We start from the raw sequence: 17,517 nt of genomic DNA, 5'->3' as shown, positions 1-17,517 counted from the left end.
CTTATTTTTTATTTATTCTTTTCGCGACCCAACTGCCGCTAATTTGAATCAAGCTAACAAATACAATCATTATAACGATTGCTGTATACATCACAGCGTATTCATAACGCTGATACCCATATCTCAAAGCGAAATCACCAATTCCGCCACCGCCGATCACACCCATCACTGTAGAATAGGAAACCATGCTGATCACAACTGATGTCAAAGCCAAAACTAACCCCGAGCGCGCTTCTACATATAAAAAACGGAAAATCAACTGAGATCTGGTACTACCTAATGCCTGAGCTAGTTCTAAAATATCCGTAGACACGTCCAGCAGCACTTGTTCCACTAATCTTGCATAAATCGCTACCGCTACAAAACTTAAAGGAAAAGCGGCCGCATAAGTTCCAAAAGCTGTTCCTAATACGAAGCGTGTCACAGGAATCAACGCTACAACAAATAATAAAAATGGAAATGAACGAACAATGTTGATATAGCCATTTAAGAATATCCCAAGAACTCGATTCGAGCTCGTTGGCTGTTGCTTCACTAAATAGACAGACGTCCCTAACGGCAAACCTACAATAATTGCTGCGGCAATGGAAATCACAAGCATGACTCCGCTCTCTGATAATGCTTTTGACAATTCAGGAAGATAGTAGCTGATTTTCTCTAAATATTCTGTCATCATATCAAACTCTCCCGAATACGTTCATAATAGTTTTCAAAGGTTGGCTGCTGCTCTTTTTTTGGCAGAGTGATTATCTCCTGCATTTGCCCTATATCCAATATAGCAACTCGGTCACATAGATACTTGATCAAATTTAATTCATGACTGACAACGACCATCGTTGTCCCGAATGTTTGATTGATTTCTCTTAGCAGTTCCATAATGTCAGAAGCATTTTGACCATCTAAAGCGGAAGTCGGTTCATCACAAAGCAAAATCTCCGGATCAGTGATCAGCGCACGCGCGATACCAACACGTTGTTTTTCACCACCACTTAGTTGTTTCGGATAATGGTTTATTTTATCTTCCAAACCAACAAATTCAAGAACTTTCTGAATTTTATGTGCGTCATATGTCTTATTTAATCGTAAAGGCAAGCCCACATTTTCCTTGACCGTTTGATTGTAGAGTAAATTGAACTGCTGAAAAATCATTCCAACTTTCTTACGACTTTTTCGTTTTTTCGCTTCACTCAGCATCGCGATATCTTGACCAGCGATCTTTATTTCCCCTTGATCGGGTAGTTCTAATGTGTTAATCATCCGCAGTAACGTTGATTTCCCCGAACCGCTTTCGCCAATGACACCGAATATTTCATGATCATTGATCTTTAGAGTAATATCTTTTAAGGCAGGTATCACCATATTTTTATGATGATAATTTTTTGATACACGTTCAAATGTTATCATTTTACTTCCTCCGGTTTAATCTACCAAGAGCTGGATAAATTCCGCTTTCGTTATATTATTAAAATATTCATTGATTGAAATCGGCTTTAGTCTCTGCTCGATTGCGCCACTCTTATATTCGCAATCAACCAACAGTACTTCTATATCCTTAGTATCCTTTTGGCTAAAATAATCACCATAAATTGTAATAGCTGCTATACGTCCTTTTTCTACAGAGATATTAGCTTCTATAAGACCGCCCTTGAATTTTTCTTCTCGTTTGATCGTAAATTTAGGTTCTTCTCCAAAAATCCATTCGTCATTTGCATAAATCTCTGCAACAAGCTGATCAATTGCAGCTTCATCTTCTTGTGTCAATAAATATTCCTGCTCTTTGATTGCATCCAAGGTATCTACTTTGAATAGACGCACCAGTAATTGATCACGAAACTCTTCTGTAGTAAGTGTTTGGTATTCCTTAGATAAAAATGGTTTGAGATTCGTCACACGGCTTCTTACAGATTTTGTCCCTTTTGATGTAAGCTTCTTTTCAGATACAGTCAATACACGACTAACTTCATCAAGATTTACATCAAACATCAACGTTCCATGAGAATACATCTTTTTATTTTTTGTGTACATCGCGTTCCCAGAAAACTTCTTACCATCGATCAACAAGTCATTGCGTCCACTGATTTCAGCTCCAACAGCTCCCATTTCGTGTAAAGCAGCAATCAAGGGCTCTGTAAACCGTTTAAAATCACCAAATGCTTCATGATCTGCATTTACAACAAAGCTAAAACTAAGATTACCTAAATCGTCATACACAGCACCACCACCAGATAGTCTACGTGTGATCGTAATATTATTTGCTTCAGCGTATGATAAATCAACTTCTGCTCGAACATTTTGATTACGACCGACAATCACACATGGTTTTTGAATATAAAATAAAATCACTGCTTCGTCAAAGTCTTTTTGGTTCAATATGTATTGCTCTGTCGCTAGGTTTCGACGAATATCATGTGAAGACATAACTACATAATACATTTTCTTCCCCTTTTCTATTTAAGTGCTTTCAAAAATAGTCTATCACTCTCAATTATAAAATTACATATATTTGCTTATGAAATCCATATTTTATAGTGAAAAACCATATTTTATATAACAGATAAATGAGTTTGAAACAGTTTATAACACACAAAAACACATATTTTATACCTATTAAACTATAAAATGACACAACAACCAGAAATGAATCTAATTGTTGTGTCATTTATTGTCTTAACTATTGTATTTAAGCAAGGGCTTTAAAAGGTAGATTTTGGATTATTAAGGTCTATTTTTTCTCTACTAAACGGATTTGGACAGCTTCCATTCGTAGTGATTTTCCTGTTGTTCCAGCTATTGTTCCATTTGAAACATATTTTTGCCAGCCGATATCTTTCACATGAGCACGGTACTCAACATTATATTTCTCAGCTAATTCGCCTGTTAATTTGATTTGGATAGCTTCCATTTGTAATGACTTTCCTGTTGTTCCAGCTATTGCTCCGTTTGAAACATATTTTTGCCAGCCGATATTGCGAACATGAGCACGGTATTCGATGCCACCTTCAAGCTTCTTCGCACCCTCAGGCATATCAACGTCTGCCAAGTTGATTTTTACTGCCTCAAGCGCAAGCTTTCTACCAGTTGTCCCAATGATTTCATTCATATCAACTGTCTTTTGCCAACCAATCTTACTTACATGACCAGTCCCTTTGATAGTTGGTGCTACTTTTTGTGCATCTTCTAATTGCTTTTGTAGCTTAGCTTTTGTTTCCGCATCACGGATTCTTTCAATCGTTTTTGCCGCTGCTTCAAATTCCTTTGCTTTGATTTGAAGTGTAACAATATCGATCAAATCTTTGTCATGCGCAAGATTGTCTGCTTTAACTAGTTCAGCTACAGCTTTTTCTACTGCTGATTTTGTTGTCAGTTTAGAAACCTTTTCTTTAGCTGCAATCTTCTCTTCTGCACTTAAGTTTTCTAAAGCATCGATTTGCTTGTTTGCTTCAGCTTTCGCTGTTGCTAAGGCAATACTTTCATCTAATTTTGCTTGATATTCTTTACGAATGCTGTCTGTTCTTAATTTGTTGATCTCTTTTTGTGCTTCCACAAAAGAACCAGAAGCAATCAATTTGGTGATATTATTAACTGTTGCTTTATCAGCTACTCTATTATTTTCAGCTTTAGCTTCGTTGTAAACAGCAACCATATCTGCTTTTTTCTCAAGCGCATCTACACGGTTTTTATATGCTAACTTCTGAGCAGCAGACAATTCATCTAATAAATCGATCTGAGCTTTAATAGTTGCTTTAGCTGATGCCTCATTAGCATTTTCTACTGCACGATCAGCAATCAATTGCTTCACTTTTGTTGTAAGATCAGCTACTTCAGCTTTTGTTTTACAGTCAATTGCTTCGGAGATCAAGGATTTTTTATCTTCAGCTGTTAGTTCAGTTGAGTTATTGATTTGATCCACTAGCTCTTTTTTTGCATTTTCAAATTCTGTTTTTTCTGTTTCCAGATTAGTATTTTCAGTATTTGCTCTATTCAATACCTCAGCAACAGCAGCTGCATCTTTAGCATTTGTTACTTCTGCTTTGTAGCCATTTTTCATTTCTTGTGTTAAATAAGTCAAAGCATCAATTTCTGCTTTTGCATCTGATTTTGTTTTTTCAAGAATTTTAGCCTCTTCGTTAGCATCTGCGTTCTCTTGGTCCATTGTTTTCGCTAAATCTAATACATTTGTCACTGCATCTTTATTTGTTGCTTTAGCAATATCTTTAAGTGCAGCATCTCTTTGTGCTGCTGTTAAGTTTTCCAATTTATTGATTGCCTCTTTAGCGATCGTTTTAGCTTCTTCTAATTCAACCTCTGCATTAGCAACGCCTGCTTTATAATCGTCGTAAATGGCTTTATTCAATAATGCTGTGATTGCTGCTGAATCTGCCGCTGCATCAATAGCTGTTTTGGCGCTAGCTTTAGCTGCGTCAGACAGATAACCTAACGTATTTACTTTTACTTTTGCAGCCTCTTTTTCTGCAGTCAATGCTCTAGCCGCGTCTGCTTCTTTAGCTGTTTTCACTAACTCAGCAATTTCTGCTTTGTCATCTGTTGCTTCTACAGCATCTGTCTTCGCCTTCTTCTCAACTTTTGTTAAGTTAGTAAGTGCATTGATTTCTTTGATAGCTTGATCTTTGATAGCTTTTAATTCAGCTGCATTCTTTTCTACAGCTTTACGTTCTTCGGCTTGTGCTGATGTAACGATAGCAGCAACTTCTTCCGATGTTTGAGCTAATTCTACATCTTTTAGATAGTTCGCTTTTAAAGTTGCATCGATCGTCATTAGTCCTCCAATCAATGAAGTCGCTGCATTTTTAGCTTCTGCAAGCTCTTTTCCTTTAATTGAAGCTGCAGCAACAAATGATAGCCAGTCTGCTTTTACTACTGCAACAGCCTCAAGTGTTTTGGCAGAATCGATTCTGCTATTAAATGCACTTACATCTGCATCAGTAATTTGCTGATTTGTTTTTTTCTCATTCGCAATTTCAGCTTTAAGTTCAGATTTTGCTGCATTTAATTTTGCTGATTGATCATTCGCTGTAGCATCTGCTATTGCTTTTTCGATCTCGCTAGTTAGAGCATTTAATTTTGCTAATGCTGCATCACCCGATTCTGCTGCTGCAGCATCGATTTTCGCATCAAGTTCTGTTTGTTTTGACGGATTCAACAAGGCTAATTTTGCTGTTTCTACTTTTAATTCTGCAACCTTAGTTGTCACTGCAGTTGCTAATCTTGCTTCATTTTCAGCTTTTGCGCCAGTTACGATCCCATCGATCGCACCCTTATCTTCAGCCTTATCAATCTCTGTATAAAAATTTTGTTTTTCAATTTCTTGTAATTGGCTCAAGCTGCTGATCACATTCTTTTGCTCTGCTTTATATTTTGGAAGATCTGCAAGTGCAGCATTCAGCTCGACATTTTCTTTTACTAAAATATCAGCTGCTTCTTTATTTTTAGCTAGCTGTTTATCAAATGCTTCTTTAAAAGTACTATATGTTGTCGAATCAGCAATTGCATTGAAAGTACTTTTTAATGAGTCAAGTGCTAATGCTGTACTAATAGTATTTTTAGCAGCTTCTTTTTGAACTGTCGATAATGAGGTTAACTCATCGATTTTACTAACATACAGAGCATCTACGACTTTTACAGCTTCTGCAATATCTTCTCTATATGCTTTTAATAACTCTTCTTCAACTTTTTCTTTTGTATCTGATTCCTGCACAGCTGCCACATATGTTGCTTTTGCTTCTGGTGTCAATGAAACTAATGCATTGATATTTGTCGTTGCTTGTTCAATCAGCTCTAAAAGCTCATTATCTACAGCTCTTGCTTGCGCTGCTATAGCATCTGTTTGTTCAGCATCAGACACAGCCAAAACTGCAACTGGGCTCAATGCATTAAGTAACAATCCTAATACGACTGGTGCTACTACCCATTGTTTCTTTCTCTTGTACATCTTGTAGATTTTTTTTGTGTTGCTTTCAGGACTTAAATCGTCTTTTCTGAAATTTTTGTTGCTCTTCATTAATCAATACCTCCAAAATATTTTTTTAAATACCAAAATCAATTAGTATCCATTCAAAGTAAAATAATGGACACGACCAAAAAAATCCATATAATAAAGTACAGAACATAAATAGATCAGGACGTATCCAGTTCGTTTTTCATTTCTTCTTTTTTGTAGGAACAAGAAAGAAGTTTTTTTAGCTTGTCCTTCAAGTTCTAAAAACTTTATGACGGCTAAGCTGACGGGTATTAAATAACGTATAACATAAAAAAATGCTGAGCATACATCTAAATTAAAGATGTTCTCAACATTTATTATCTATTAAATTGCTGCTATTTTTTCCATTGCTTTACGCTCATCTTGCATAAATGAACTCGTATAAACATCTAAGGTCATTTTTGTAGAGGTATGCCCAAGTATTGAACTTATCGTGGCGATATTTACACCCAACTCTAAACAACGGGTAGCAAAAGTATGACGCAGAGAGTGGAAAGGCAATGGAGTGATTTTAAGCTCTTCTTGTAACTTTTTGAAGCGATAAGTAATCGTCCTTGGTTCAGTACATGAATCTTTTATGCCAACAACATATGGACTATGTGATGTCTTTTTTACTTCTGTTAAATATTCTTTTAGTTGATTTGATAACGGTAAGACTCTTTTTGATTGAAAGGTTTTGGGTGTTCCTTCAATTAGAGCCGTTTTTCCTAAGCCAACTTGCAATCGTTGCAAAGTTCGTTGAATATGAATGGTCTTTTCAGAGAAATCAATATCAGTCCATCTCAATGCACTAATTTCGCCAATACGCATTCCTGTTTCTAGAGCAATTAGAATAGGTAAATATTTTTCTTCTTTTATAGTTGCTACTTTAATCATTTTCTGTTGTTGCTTTGAAAAAGCTTTGACTCTCTGCTTTTCTAATTTGGGTAACTCAATCATGAGTGTTGGATTTTTACTTATTAATTCCTGTTTCAATGCTTGAGATAGAGCATTTTTTAATACTCTGTGAACTGCATGCACAGAACTCGAAGAAAGTTGTTTATTTAGTTGTAATAACCATTGATCAATATCAGTGGGTAACAATTCTTTTAGGAGAATAGTTCCTATATGAGGCAATATGTGTAATTGAACTTTGCTTTTATAGCCATTGTAAGTACTCAGCTTAACTCTAGGCTTTACAATAGTTTCTAACCAAAGTTTTAACCAATCACCTAATGTACCATCGTACGTGATCTGTAAGACATCGGATTTCAACGTTTCAGCTTTTACAAGCATTAACTTTTTTTTAACATCTACGTATTTTCTAGAATAAATATATCCATAGCGGATTTTCCCATCGATGTTTCGTTCTTTTATATATCTTCCTTCCCAGCGTCCGTCTTTTCGTTTATATATGTTTTCCCCTCTTTTAGCCATTATAAAATCCCTCTTTCATTTTTCAATTTGTGACGGCGTATTTGACGGCTTTGAAAAAAATCAACTAAACCTTGATTTAGTAGTATTCATAAAGCTATCTATACCCATTCTCAATTTTTCAGGGGAGAATTTTTCATTCATAAATCGTCAAAATACAAAATAGATGCATTTTTTCATTATTCTATACGAGTTGCAGAATAACATTATGAACGTTCTTTAATAACATAAAAGATCAAGACTATTTTTATAAAACCAATTGCAGCAATACCTATTGACAGTATCCATACTTAAATAGTACAATACTAGGTGTTGAATGAATAAATCTGTTTATAAAACCAACATTTTTTATTCATCAAAATTTAATTCTCATTTCTTGTTCCTACAAAGAACAAGAAATTTTTTATATTAAAATTCTACCTACGTTAAACCATTTCTTCTTTTATGCATTTTTCATTTCTTAGCAGATTAGTAAATTACTCCCCCTAATTAAATTTATTCCATCTTTCCATACCATACTCACAATATACCTTGTTTATTCAATTGATGTTTTACTATCACTCTCCCTATTTTATAAATACGCAATTTTATTACTTTCCTATTTTTTGTGTATCACTTTTATGGTATCGCATTCTAAACCACTTTTCTATTTTATTTTTCACAAAAAAACACTTCCGCTGATCTACTCAGTAAAAGTGTCTTTTTTCATCCTCTATCTTAAAATTTCGGTTTAGCTGCAATCATTTCTTGATACCATGTAAATGATTTTTTCTTCATTCTTGCCAAACTACCCGTTTGGTCATCATTTTTATCCACATAGATAAATCCATAACGTTTTTTCATTTCTCCAGTAGTCGCACTAACCAAATCGATCGGTCCCCACATCAAATAGCCAAAACAGTCAACATAGTCTTCTACGATTGCTTTTTCCATTTGCTCTAAATGCTTTTGGACATATTCGATTCGATAATCATCTTGGATCGTTCCATCTGCTTCAAGCTGATCAACTGCTCCCAAGCCATTTTCAGTAATGATGATCGGTAAACTGTAACGGCGATAAATGTAATTCAATAAGTACCGCAATCCAGTAGGATCAATCGCCCAGCCCCATTTGCTTTGCTCTAAATAAGGATTTTGAGTACCACCAAATAGTGTCTCTTCGTTTTTATCATCACCTTCGTAATGCGCAACACTTGAAGAATAATAATTCAGTCCGATAAAATCAAGCTTTCCTTCCGCAAAGGCTACTGCATCTTCTTCTGAAATAACCAATTCGATTCCTTGTGCTTGGTATTCCTTTAATTTATATTCCGGAAAACTTCCCATGCACATTGCATCGATCTGATAAAATTCTCGATCTGTTTCCTTAAATGAATTCATCACATTTTGCGGATCACAGTTCAATGGATATGCAGGCGTCAAACCAAAAACACACCCTATCTGATTTTCAGGATCAACTATACGAGCAAGTTTAACCGCTTTAACACTTGCTAAGGTCATATTATAACTGATCGTTGCCAGTGTTTGTTTTTTATTGTCCATCTCTGTATACTTCAAGCCAGCAATGATATAGGTAAAAATGTCAGAAGCCTCTGTCTGCGGATCGATATGATTCATCTCATTGAAGGTCACCCAATAACGCACCTTGCCTTTCAATGCTTCAAACATCGTTTGGCAATAGTTCAAATAGAAATCGACTACTTTAGGATTGACCCATGAGCCATATTCTCTCACTAAATGAACAGGCATCTCAAAATGATACAACGTCACAATCGGCTCAATACCATGCTTTAATAATTCATCGACAACATTTTGATAAAACTGAATCCCTAATAGATTTGGTTCTTGTTCATCCCCTTTTGGATAAATCCTTGACCAATCGATCGAAATACGTAATGCCTTGAAGCCCATTTCCGCAAATAGCGCAATGTCTTCTTTATATCGATGATAAAAATCGATTCCTTCATGCGATGGGTATCGTTTACTTGGTTCTATTGTTTGACAGATTTCACGCGGCACCTCATACGTTCCTTGAGTCACTAGGTCCATGATGCCGATTCCTTTGCCATCTTGATCCCACGCACCTTCACATTGATGAGCGGCAATACTGCCGCCCCATAAAAACTCAGCTCTTCTCATTTCATAAACTCCTTATCTTCATTTCATCACTTGTATCTGGCTTCTATAGAACTACTGTCAAACAAGCAGCATCTTCTAATTCATTGTCCTCTGCTGCCGGAATCACATCTAAATAGTCTACTGTATTTGTGATGACTACAATCACAGTTGGATCATAACCTGCTTCTTTGATACCAGCAAAATCAACTGTCGCTATTTGTTGGCCTGCCTTTACTTTATCACCTTGCTTCACGATCGTATCAAAAAATTGTCCGTCAAGTTCCACCGTATCGATCCCAATATGGATCAACACTTCGATCCCTTGCTCTGTTTTCAATCCGATCGCATGCTTTGTTGGGAAAACAACTGAAATTTCGCCATCACTTGGCGCTACGATTTGATCATTCGCGGGAATGATCCCTAATCCTTTACCTAAAGCTCCCGTAGAAAATGCTTGGTCATTGACCTCAGCTAAAGGAACGATTTTTCCCTCAACTACACTTCCCAATGGCACTTTCTTTAAGCTAGTTCCATTCTCTACAACATCGGTCATCTCTGAAACTTTCTCTGCTTCTTTGTCTTCTTGCGGAATTCCTAAAACAAACGCAGCGATCGCAGCACCCACAAAACCGATCACGACACTAATGATCATAAAAACTAGGTTTGATATATCTTGATTATCCGCATATGAAGGTAGACCCATCAAGCCCCAAACGATCGAATATGTTTTTACTTTCATCAGTCCAGCAAACAGACCACCTAAACCACCACCGATCATCACAGCGATGAAAGGTCTTCTGAACTTGATGAAGGCCCCGTAAATTGCCGGTTCTGTAACACCCATAAGAGCACTAAAACTAACTGTACCGAATAATTGTTTTTGTTTGGCATCTTTGGCTCTTAAGAAATAGCCTAACATAGCACCAGAAACAGCAATATCAGAAATCGTAGCTGCTGCTAAGAAAATTGGATCATAGCCCATTTTATTTACAAAATTCAATGCAAGCGGCATCATGAAATTGCCTGCGCCTAGCATGATCAAAAATGGTTGTAATGCAGCGTACAACATCACAACGATCCAACTGCCGAAAGTATTGTGCAATACTTCAAAGAACCAGCCGATACCATCACCGATCCAAATCCCGATCGGCCCAAAAATCAACAGCGTGACAGGTAAACAGATCACCATGATCAATAACGGGTTTAAAAAATATTGTAAAAATTTAGGTACATATTTATTTAAAAGAACTGTCAATTGTCCCATAAACCAAACCGCTAAAATAATCGGGATGAACGAGTTCGCATAGACCATTTGCGGCAACTTGATTCCAAAAATACTCAACCCTTCCACATCATTGATCGAACTTGAAACAAGTACTGCAGCTAGTGCCACAGCTAAGTACGGACTTGCTTTTAAACGTTTTGCACAAGACATAGCGATAAAAATCGGTAAAAAGAAAAATACTGCAGAACGGATCGAATCTAACAATTGATAGGTCGGGCTATCTGCTGAAATCAATCCCGTGATTGAAAACAATGATAGAAAACCGGCTAATAGTCCCGATGCAATGATCGGCTCGATCACAGGAGTCATCGTTTCTGATAAAAGATCCATGATAGCTTTTAAAGGATTTTTCTTAGCATCGCTACCTTTTTCGTCATCTGTAACAGAGGATAAGCCCAGCATACTGATCAGCTCAGCGTGTACTTCGTTGACATGAGTCCCGATGATTATTTGATAAGCGACATTGTTCGATACAACATCGATGACACCATCTAAGGCTTTTAGCTCCTCTGTTTGTGCTTTTGAACGGTCTTTCAATGTAAATCTTAGTCGAGTCATACAATGTACGACTGCTTGAATATTGTCTTTGCCACCTACAAGTCTGATAATGTCTTCATTAAATGTTTGATAGTTCATTTTATTCTTTCCTCTCTCTTTGACTCCGATGCGTTACGCGATGGATATGCAGCATGAGATAGGTTTCTTCATCGATCGTCAGATCACAGGCATATTTTTGTTGAACATAGACTCTGATTTTTTGCACACATTCAAACGATTCTTTATATAATGATTTGATTTGTTCATTTAAAATCGTGTCACTTTCTTCATGATTGCTTTTCGTAAGAAGCCGTTGAATAAAGTATTGCAAATGAGTCATTAGTCTCATATAGTTCAGCGAGCCTTCATCTAATTTGATCTGAAAATGATATTGAATGATCGATAGAATATCTCTTAAACTTTCCATCGAACGAATCGTTTCGTCCAAATTATTCTTATCCTCCTGCAGATTAACGAAATGAAGAGCGATCGATACGGCTTCGTCTTCTGGAAATGCCACTTGAAATTGTTCATTGATCAAATCAAGAGCATACATTCCGATCTCAAAATGCTGCGGATAAAATTTCTTTACTTCCCAAGTCAATGGGCTGCGAATAAATTGTCCTTTTGCTGCACGCTTCAATGCAAATTCAATATGATCCAGTAAGGTCAAACTTAGATAGTCATTTGACTTTTCATTTAATTTTTCTTCGCCATAAGCAATGATTTGATTCACTAAGGTAATATGACTAGCGTCCGAATGAGCTAATAAATAGCTGAAATGCTCAAGCATATCATTAGAATCCAATACGTAGGTTTTTTCAATTTCGTTTTCATGAATGACTTGTCCGACTTTTTTTCGAAACGCTAATCCTTTAGCATAAACAATGACCTCATTATCTCCTCTGCTTACGATCGCAACATTGTTGTTTAGAATTTGACTTACTTTCACTTTCTTACTCCTTTCCAGAAAAAAAACTCAAATTACCCGGGAAAGGACATTCCTAGGTAATTTGAGTTCTGCCTGCATTATTCAGTAACATACTCTATAAAATGACTGCCTCGTCATTATCAGTTTTTTTTCTTGCCTCTAGTATAATGCATCTTCATAGAATTTGCAACGCTTTCATGGAATCAATTCGAGTCTAGTTTAACTAAGCTAAATCTGCACCATTTGTTTCGATGACTTTTTTATACCAATAAAATGAATCTTTTCTTGAACGTGCAAGTGATCCGTTTCCTTCATCATCTAAATCAACATAGATAAAGCCATAGCGTTTAGACATTTCACTCGTGCTGGCACTGACTAAATCAATACAGCCCCATGGCGTGTAGCCCATCAAATCAACGCCTTCATCGATCGCTTGTTCCATCTGTTCGATATGACTTCTTAAATAATCGATACGATAGCTATCATGGATACTGCCATCTGCTTCAACGACATCTTTGGCACCTAACCCATTTTCTACAATGAATAATGGTACTTGATAGCGATCATAAAGCTTATGCAATGTCACACGCAGACCAACTGGATCGATCTGCCAACCCCAATCGCTAGCTTTTAAATAAGGATTTTTCTTAGAGCCTAGTAAGTTTCCACCCGTTGTATCTCCATCATCTTCGTGAGAAGCAATGCTACTCATATAGTAGCTAAAGGACATAAAATCAACGGTTCCTTCTCTAAGGATTTCATCATCTTTTGCTTCTTTTTCGATCGTAATATTATGATCACGGAAAAATTTATTCATATAACTTGGATAATAACCGCGAATTTGAACATCAGAATAAAATAGATTATTGTGGTCGCTATCGATACTTTCCATGACATCCAAAGGATTACATGTTTCAGGATAAGCTTCCATTCTTGCTAACATACACCCGATTTTTGCATCTGGTATGATTTCATGACACGCTTTGACTGCTAGAGCACTCGCAATAAATTGATGATGTGCTGCTTGATATTGAGCCTGTAATAAGTTTTCATGTCCGTCAGCTAAGATTCCGCCACTTAGATAACCCGTCATTCCGATAATGTTGATTTCATTAAATGTCAACCAGTACTTCACTTTATCTTTATAGCGATTAAATAAAACACGGGCATAACGTTCAAAATCAGCAATCGTTTCACGACTCTCCCAGCCATTTTGCTTGAAAGCTAAACCTAAAGGAAATTCATAGTGAGAAATCGTGACAAGCGGCTCGATCCCATAACGCAAGCATTCATCAAAAACCGCGTCATAAAATGCTAACCCCGCTTCATTCGGTTCTGCTTCATCGCCATTCGGAAAAATCCGCGGCCATGAAATCGATAAACGAAAGGTCTTAAATCCCATTTCAGCAAATAATGCGATATCTTCTTTGTATTTATGATAAAAGTCGATCCCATGTCTTTTAGGATAAATTCCTTCTTTGTCATTCATCGCAAACTCAACATCCGCTTTAGTTGTTGGTTTCAGCAATTCCGACATACTAATGCCATTTTCTTTTACATAACGGGCAGTATCTGCCGTTGACCATCCTTTACAATCTTCTAAAAACGCACCTTCAAATTGATTGGCCGCTGTCGCACCGCCCCATAAAAAATTCTGTGGAAATCCGCTCATTCGTTCCCATCCTCTCGGTCATTGATTTAGTGTATAATAGTTGTAACAAACTTATCTTAGCATGTGAACAGACAATATTATTTTTTTGTTGCACTGACTATTTTCATTATTTCGATTCATTTTCATGATCGTGAAAATGAGTTATAGAAAAGGAGTTTTCGTTGATGCTCGATCTACTTGATTTCCTGCTTTTTTTAAATACAAATAAACGTGATACAACTTATGCCCGAATCATCATCTATCTACTGAACCATTCAAAAGAAATCCAGACATTGACGATCACTGAAATCGCTGAACGCTGCTTCGTTTCACCGGCAACACTGACACGGTTTTGCCGCCATTTTGGTATTGCCAATTTTGCTGTATTACGTGACTCATTAGCCTCATTGAGCATGATGAAAAAGCATAACGGACTAAGAATGAAAGAACAAGAGTTGATCGATCTAAAAAATGATCCTAAAGAGTATCTGATTTCTTATGGAAAAGAAATCAATACAGCAATCAACGATGTTCTTCAAACAATAGATATCGAGGAAGTCGATCACATTTTAGATGATATTCAACAGGCCGAAGAAGTTGTACTGATCGGCTATAGCTCAACACTAGAGTTAGCCAAAGAATTACAAACTTCGTTTTTACTTAGTCAAAAGCTGGTCTTTGTAGGCGAAACAGAAGAAACACAGCAGTCACTTGTCGCGGACTTAAAAGAAACTTCTGTGGTGATCGTGATTTCTTCTTACGGCTCTTTGCTAAATAAAAGCAGTGATCTTATGAGAAGAATCAGTGACAGTCCAGCAAAATCGATTCTCTTAACACAACATACACAAAATACATTGACCTATCTATTTGATTTATCTGTCAATGTGACCACAACAAACTATGTTCGGATCGGAAACTACCCTTTGATGTTTTACTTGGATTATCTGGTTCGGCGGTATGCTAGCTTGTATCAGTGAAAAACGATACGAACCTTGCAAGACTTTCTTGCGAAAGAAAAGTGTTGATCATTTATGTTATCCAGCTGCACAGGCTAGCTCTTCGGAAAAAAGATAAAAATAGAGTGAGACAAAAAGCGTCTCAATCGATTTTTCCTATTTTTCTGTCAGAGCTTGACGAGCCTGTTCCGCTTTTGCTGAGAAACACAGTGAATGAAATGAACTGATGTTGAACAGTACAAGACTTTCGAAGAAAGTGTTGATCATTTATGTTATCTAGCTGCACAAAATCAATCCTTAGGAAAATAGACAAATTACCAGTGAGACAGAACGCGTCTCAATGGCAATTTCCTAATTTTCTACAGGATTGGACGATTTGTTCCGCTTTTAAATTAAGCCAGCTATGAAAAGGTCAAGTAAAAACGAGTATTTTTTTTAGTTATTTGTTGTGCAACTGTAGTGCACGACAAATAAGCCTAGCATATAGTTTAAAATTTTCTAGGCTTCAGTTTCAGAAGTTAAACGAACTTCATAAGGTTTATCCGTTGTCCAAATAGCGAAAATAATGTTCACAAGCTTACGACAAACGGCTCCAATAGCTGTTCCGTGGGATTTCCCCCGAGTTCTAAGACCTTGGTAATAAGCGGATAAAGCAGGATCTTTTTGAGAAGCAATAAAAGCTGCTTGCCAAATAGCTCGGCGTAAATAGGGGGAGCCTCGTTTTGACAGATGATTTTGGGTACCTGTAAAATCACCAGACTGATGGACAGAGGCATCTAGTCCTGCGAAAGCAAGCAATTGATTTGGGCGTTCAAATCGATGAATATCGCCCACTTCCCCTATGATAACTGCGGCAGTTATTGGACCAATTCCTGTAATAGTCGTGAGGAAATTTTCTTGTTTTTCAACAATCCGAACCATTTCATCTTCAAGCTGATGAATTTGTTTTTCAAATAATTGAATCTGTTCTAAAAGTAATTGAATTTGAAGCTTGAAAACATCTGTCGCAATGCTAATACCGAAAGAAGACTCTGCGATACCTTTTAGCTGATTCACTTTTTGTTCCGCTTTGGATCGCCCTAGGCGACCATTACTCGCTTGATTCAGCAGTTGGATTAATTTATCGGAGTCAATTTCTACCAAATCCTCTGGCAAAGGAGATTGAAGTAATAACTGTGTAGAAGATTTTCCGAACATATCGGAAAAAAGCTGATTATATTCTGGAAACACTTGATCCAAACAAGCAATAACTTTCCGTTTCAAGTCCGACATATTATCAACAACGCTGTAACGAAACCGTTCCAACTGTTTTAATTGAAAAATTTCTTCTTTAGGCAGTTGGGTTGGGTCAGGTAAGTCCATACGCATTACTTGTGCAATTAAGACTGAATCCACGGTATCCGTTTTGGTTTTACGGATATAGAAATTTCGAAGAGAATCGGATTGAATCGGATTAAAAGCTGTTACATGAAATCCCAATCGATGTAGAAATGAATAAATCGATAACCAATAATGACCAGTTGCTTCCATTCCAATCATAGTAGTATCAGGCAATAGTTCATACTGATTAATAAATTGTAGGAGCTGTTCACTCCCGCGTTTAGAATTGGCAAAGCGAAGTGTTTTTCCAAGTAGTTTCCCTTGTTCATCAAGTAGAGCTGCTTCGTGGTTTCGTTTTCCAATATCAATACCGATAAAGAACATACAATCAACACCTTTCAACAAGAGTTTACAGATAAGGTTTTCCTCAAACTCTAGGGACGATATAGCCTCGTGAGAGATTCAGAAACACGGTTCTATCCAGCTCATTCATATACAGTCCGTAGAGAAGAGGCATCAGTCTTAATTAGGAAGACAAAGCTTCAAGGAGGAAAAACTATGCCCTCTATCTGTACGAAATAATCATACCCCAACGGGGATGAAAACAAAATATCAGAATAAATCTGATAACTTTATTATACGAGGAGGATCTATGGCTTTATTTGATTTTTTTAAACGTGAAACACCGAAGGAAACAATTGATTTAGACAAAGAAGCGGCAAGAATCGCTGCCATTTATGAAACATATCCAGAATTTCCAGTAATGTCTGCAGATCGGGATGTGGATATTTGGTTACAGGCAATTGCAAATGGTTCCGTAACGATCGTTCCTAAAGAACATATGACCCGTAATGAAGATGGGTTGTTGCCTGGCGAGGTCTTATTACTGGATTGGGTCAATGAGAAGGATTCTACGTTTACCGATTTTCCAGATTTTTTTGAAATGGAATTTGGGATCGATCCTGTAGAGGCAACCAACCAATTACTATTTTCGGATTATCTAGATATTTTGAATGAGCCTTCTGTTCTTGAATTTTGGTCACTCACTCAACTAAATGAAGTGCTAGAGGAAAATGGCTTAACAACCTGTTCAGATCAGGAACAAGCCATAACCAAAATAAAAAAAGAATTTTCTAAAGATTATATTACAAATATGATCGACCCAGGAATCTATGTACTGATGGAAAAAGGACAAAAAATTGTAGAAAAATACACCGATTTTATCCATGAGTATCTAGATACTCCGCCTGAGTAAACAATAATAAAAAGAGAGCATGCTAAAACGAACAATCAGTTTTAGCATGCTTT

12 protein-coding genes are annotated in these 17,517 nt (G+C 36.7%); 2 read left to right on the top strand and 10 right to left on the bottom strand.

Going from position 1 to position 17,517, the window contains the following annotated elements:
- Window position 1 precedes the first annotated feature (1 nt).
- The 9 genes from IGI58_RS10675 to IGI58_RS10635 form a co-directional block, all read right to left on the bottom strand.
- Window positions 2-676 (bottom strand): methionine ABC transporter permease, encoded by a 675-nt coding sequence (locus tag IGI58_RS10675; protein ID WP_429953425.1) that lies wholly within the window; start codon window positions 674-676, stop codon window positions 2-4.
- Window positions 673-1,404, bottom strand: coding sequence for a methionine ABC transporter ATP-binding protein (locus IGI58_RS10670; protein WP_429953426.1), 732 nt, complete (start codon window positions 1,402-1,404; stop codon window positions 673-675). Before IGI58_RS10670 ends, IGI58_RS10675 begins: the two co-directional genes overlap by 4 nt.
- Before the next feature lie 15 nt (window positions 1,405-1,419).
- Window positions 1,420-2,433 (bottom strand): lipoate--protein ligase, encoded by a 1,014-nt coding sequence (locus tag IGI58_RS10665; protein WP_429953427.1) that lies wholly within the window; start codon window positions 2,431-2,433, stop codon window positions 1,420-1,422.
- A gap of 289 nt (window positions 2,434-2,722) precedes the next feature.
- On the bottom strand, window positions 2,723-6,019 hold the full coding sequence (locus IGI58_RS10660) for a KxYKxGKxW signal peptide domain-containing protein (RefSeq protein WP_429953428.1): 3,297 nt from the start codon (window positions 6,017-6,019) through the stop codon (window positions 2,723-2,725).
- Between the two features lie 303 nt (window positions 6,020-6,322).
- Window positions 6,323-7,414, bottom strand: coding sequence for a tyrosine-type recombinase/integrase (locus tag IGI58_RS10655; protein WP_429953429.1), 1,092 nt, complete (start codon window positions 7,412-7,414; stop codon window positions 6,323-6,325).
- A 714-nt stretch (window positions 7,415-8,128) separates the two neighbouring features.
- Complete coding sequence (locus IGI58_RS10650) at window positions 8,129-9,550, bottom strand: family 1 glycosylhydrolase (protein ID WP_429953430.1); 1,422 nt, start codon at window positions 9,548-9,550, stop codon at window positions 8,129-8,131.
- A 43-nt stretch (window positions 9,551-9,593) separates the two neighbouring features.
- Complete coding sequence (locus IGI58_RS10645; RefSeq protein ID WP_429953431.1) at window positions 9,594-11,450, bottom strand: beta-glucoside-specific PTS transporter subunit IIABC; 1,857 nt, start codon at window positions 11,448-11,450, stop codon at window positions 9,594-9,596.
- A 1-nt stretch (window position 11,451) separates the two neighbouring features.
- The gene (locus IGI58_RS10640; protein WP_087640809.1) at window positions 11,452-12,303 is read right to left on the bottom strand and encodes a PRD domain-containing protein; all 852 of its coding nucleotides are present in this window, start codon (window positions 12,301-12,303) and stop codon (window positions 11,452-11,454) included.
- Window positions 12,304-12,505: 202 nt separating this feature from the next.
- A complete protein-coding gene (locus tag IGI58_RS10635; protein WP_429953432.1) occupies window positions 12,506-13,954 on the bottom strand; it encodes a glycoside hydrolase family 1 protein in 1,449 nt (482 codons plus the stop codon).
- Between the two features lie 164 nt (window positions 13,955-14,118).
- On the opposite strand from IGI58_RS10635, the gene IGI58_RS10630 reads away from it, so the two are divergent.
- Window positions 14,119-14,910: a MurR/RpiR family transcriptional regulator gene (locus IGI58_RS10630; RefSeq protein WP_429953433.1), complete on the top strand. Its 792-nt coding sequence runs from the start codon at window positions 14,119-14,121 to the stop codon at window positions 14,908-14,910.
- Window positions 14,911-15,387: 477 nt separating this feature from the next.
- Here IGI58_RS10630 and IGI58_RS10625 read toward each other — a convergent pair whose 3' ends face one another.
- Complete coding sequence (locus IGI58_RS10625) at window positions 15,388-16,593, bottom strand: IS110 family transposase (RefSeq protein ID WP_429952432.1); 1,206 nt, start codon at window positions 16,591-16,593, stop codon at window positions 15,388-15,390.
- 268 nt (window positions 16,594-16,861) lie between these two features.
- On the opposite strand from IGI58_RS10625, the gene IGI58_RS10620 reads away from it, so the two are divergent.
- A complete protein-coding gene (locus tag IGI58_RS10620) occupies window positions 16,862-17,464 on the top strand; it encodes a hypothetical protein (RefSeq protein WP_429953434.1) in 603 nt (200 codons plus the stop codon).
- The last annotated feature ends 53 nt before the right edge of the window (window positions 17,465-17,517 follow it).

Origin of the sequence: Enterococcus sp. AZ020, assembly GCF_050499205.1 — a bacterium.
Taxonomy (GTDB): Bacteria; Bacillota; Bacilli; order Lactobacillales; family Enterococcaceae; genus Enterococcus_L; species Enterococcus_L dunnyi.
The sequence above is the reverse complement of the archived record's forward strand: the minus strand, read 5'-3'. Positions and strand labels throughout refer to the sequence as shown.